The 3,163-nt window shown below is 37.6% G+C and carries 5 protein-coding genes and 1 pseudogene; 5 read left to right on the forward strand and 1 reads right to left on the reverse strand.

Translation table 11 applies throughout. From position 1 onward, the window contains the following. Positions 1–229 (reverse strand): annotated as a pseudogene (locus tag AWU74_RS11145) (preprotein translocase subunit SecY); the annotation flags it as partial. Between the two features lie 99 nt (positions 230–328). On the opposite strand from AWU74_RS11145, the gene AWU74_RS08985 reads away from it, so the two are divergent. The 5 genes from AWU74_RS08985 to secY all read left to right on the forward strand — a co-directional run. After that, positions 329–610 carry a 50S ribosomal protein L6 gene (locus AWU74_RS08985; protein WP_438816373.1) on the forward strand — a complete coding sequence of 94 codons (282 nt, stop codon included), beginning with the start codon at positions 329–331 and terminating at the stop codon, positions 608–610. A 16-nt stretch (positions 611–626) separates the two neighbouring features. Continuing rightward, positions 627–983: a 50S ribosomal protein L18 gene (gene rplR / locus AWU74_RS08990; protein WP_062328964.1), complete on the forward strand. Its 357-nt coding sequence runs from the start codon at positions 627–629 to the stop codon at positions 981–983. A gap of 8 nt (positions 984–991) precedes the next feature. After that, positions 992–1,507, forward strand: a complete 516-nt coding sequence (rpsE, locus tag AWU74_RS08995) for a 30S ribosomal protein S5 (RefSeq protein WP_062328967.1) — start codon at positions 992–994, stop codon at positions 1,505–1,507. A 164-nt stretch (positions 1,508–1,671) separates the two neighbouring features. Continuing rightward, a complete protein-coding gene (rplO, locus tag AWU74_RS09000) occupies positions 1,672–2,124 on the forward strand; it encodes a 50S ribosomal protein L15 (protein ID WP_062328969.1) in 453 nt (150 codons plus the stop codon). A gap of 15 nt (positions 2,125–2,139) precedes the next feature. Then, positions 2,140–3,163 (forward strand): preprotein translocase subunit SecY (gene secY / locus AWU74_RS09005; RefSeq protein WP_062328972.1); only part of this gene is annotated, 1,024 nt, incomplete at its 3' end.

A 3,163-nucleotide genomic window follows, 5' to 3' on the forward strand; every position in this document is an offset into this window, starting at 1 on the left:
CCCGAATATTTTTTGCAATTTCTATAGGGTTAAGCGTTACCTGTGTATAAAAATATGCAAAAAACACAATCAGCAGGACTAAAAACAAGTTATACCACATCCCAGTAGGCGAAAGAATCCCCGCTATGTTAGCGACCCAACGAACATTTTGTCCAAAGCTTGAGGCAATTTGCAATGGGAACATCAAAGGTGAAAATTTGAAATACAAGAATGTAAACTGTTGGTTATATCTGCTGATATTTCAAAAGAGTCTAATGCGGCACAAGGTTTATATCGCAATTTGATTCAGAATATAGTTACAGGTGTTTCAATAGGTTTTTCAAAAAACTTGATTATTACCGGAGTTGGTTATCGTGTGGAAGTAAAAAAAGATTTGTTGTTATTGATAGTAGGATATTCTTCCGAATTTAATGTAGTGATACCGGAAGGGGTTTCAGTTATTGCCGATGCTCAGGGAAAAATAACAATTTCCGGTATTAACAAACAACGGATTGGTGAATTCAGTGCCCAAATCAGAAACATCCGCATTCCAGAACCTTACAAAGGTAAGGGCGTTCGTTACGAAACAGAGGTAATTAGATATAAAATTGGTAAATCCGGTGTCAAATAAAGACGAGGTATAGGATATGTTGCGAAAGATGTGTGATAAAAAACGAAAACGACTGAAGCGAAAATTTCATATTCGAAAACGGATTTTCGGTACGATAGAATGCCCTAGAATGACAGTAACTCGTAGTAACAGAAATTTATATATTCAAGTTATTGATGATTCTACCGGGAAAACACTCGCTGCTATTTCAACTTTAAATTTTTCTTCATTGCAGGCAAATGTTCTGGGATCGAAACAGCTTGGGGAGGAGATGGGTAAAGGTCTTGTAAAAAAACACATAAGCACGATAGTGTTTGATCGAAATGGGTATCTGTATCACGGTGTTATTAAAGCATTGGCTGACGGGCTCCGTAAAGTTGGAATTATATTCTAGGAAATAGTGTGGAACACAAAAATCGCGAAAGAGATCGGTACCGCCCAAAAGAATTCATTGAAAAACTCATAAAGTTGAATCGCACAGCAAAAGTAATGAAAGGTGGACGGCGATTTACTTTTTCCGCATTAACTATCATTGGGGATAAAAAAGGTAGAGTCGGTTTTGGATTCGGCAAAGCAAATGATGTAGCGGAAGCAATTCGAAAAAGTCTTGATAAGGCAAAACGGAATTTGATTATGATTCCGATAAAAAACGGCACCATCCCGCATGAAATCATAGGAAAATTTAAAGGTGCATCAGTGTTTTTGAAACCAGCTTGTTCGGGCACTGGTATTATTGCTGGCGGTGCGGTACGAGCGGTCATGGAAATGGGAGGTGTTACTGACGTGCTATCAAAATCACTGGGGGCAACCACATCGGTAAATGTGGTACATGCTATGTTTAACGCGGTGAATCATTTGATGGATGCACGGGTTATTGCGAAGAACAGGGGTAAAACTTTGAATACCTTATGGAGTTAATGGTGAACCGACTGCAAATTACATTAATAAAAAATGCTGTTGGGCAAAACCCTGCAAAATGAGCAACAATACGGAGTTTAGGTTTAAAAAATTGATTCAGTCGTTAAACAGGAATGGTCTAGTCGGTTTCACACCTTGTAAAGACAGAGGAGAGGAATAGAATAATGTCTGATTTTTTACTATCAGCACCATATGGAGCAAACAAAAAGAAACATATTGTAGGACGTGGCACGTCTTCCGGGATGGGTACGACTGCCGGTTTTGGTAACAAGGGACAGCAGTCTCGTTCAGGTGGAAAGGTATATATCGGTTTTGAAGGTGGACAGATGCCTTTATTTCGACGTATCGCACACCGAGGGTTTTCAAATTATCCTTTCAAAAAGGAATATGCGGTGGTTAATTTGCGAGATATTGAATTTAAATATGTGAATGGTGAAACTGTTGATAAGAAATCTTTGATAAAAAAAGGACTGTTGAAGCGATCGCAGAATTTATTGAAGATTTTAGGAGACGGGAATCTTTTCAAAAAACTTATTGTTAAAGCAGATAAAATATCTGCTTCTGCAAAAAACAAAATCGAAAAAGCTAATGGAACGATTAATGTCACTGATAAGTAAACGGGAGCATCTAGTATGCCAAAGAATACAATTCTAAATATGTTTAGAATAAAAACGCTACGCAGCCGTATGTTTTTTACATTCTTGTTACTCATTATTTTTCGATTAGGAAGCGTATTGACTATCCCTGGTATTAACCCACAGGCATTGACGTTGTATTTCAATTCTTTGACACGCGGTAATAATGCGTTTGTCCATTATATGGACTTTTTTGCCGGTGGTGCATTTTCTAATTTTTCTGTGTTCATGCTGGGGGTGATGCCCTATATTTCAACACAAATTATTATGCAACTTGCACTTATTATCTTTCCTTCGTTAAAACGAATTGTGCAGGAAGATGGTGGGCAAAAAAAATTGCAAAAGTGGATACGAATAAGCACGGTATTTGTTTGTCTGCTTCAGTCTTTGGCGATAACTTATTACGCAGCAAGTATTCCTAGTGCGATTGTTATTACGAATCAGGTATTTTTTAGATTATTTGCAATGTTGGCCGTAACAACGGGGACAATGATTGCAGTATGGTTTGGCGATCAAATTACAGCGCGAGGTATCGGAAATGGAATTTCAATGCTGATTTTTGCTGGTATTATTGCACGGTTTCCTTCGTCAATTTGGGAATTAGGCAACATGGTACGGAATAATGATATTAATATCGTATTTGTTATTATCGTATTGATAATGTTTGTAGGTATTATTTATTTTGTGATTTACGAACAGCAAGGACAACGTAAAATTGCAGTACATTATGCAAAACGTGTTATCGGACGGAAGATGTATGGTGGTGCTAATACGTATATTCCGTTCAAAATCAATCCATCGGGCGTTATTCCAGTTATTTTCGCATCTTCTTTTTTGATGTTCCCATTGCAAATTGCCTCAAGCTTTGGACAAAATGTTCGTTGGGTCGCTAAAATAGCGGGGATTCTTTCGCCTACTGGGATGTGGTATAACTTGTTTTTAGTCCTGCTGATTGTGTTTTTTGCATATTTTTATACACAGGTAACGCTTAACCCTATAGAAATTGCAAAAAATATTCGGG

The sequence above is a fragment of the Treponema endosymbiont of Eucomonympha sp. genome (genome assembly GCF_001028545.1).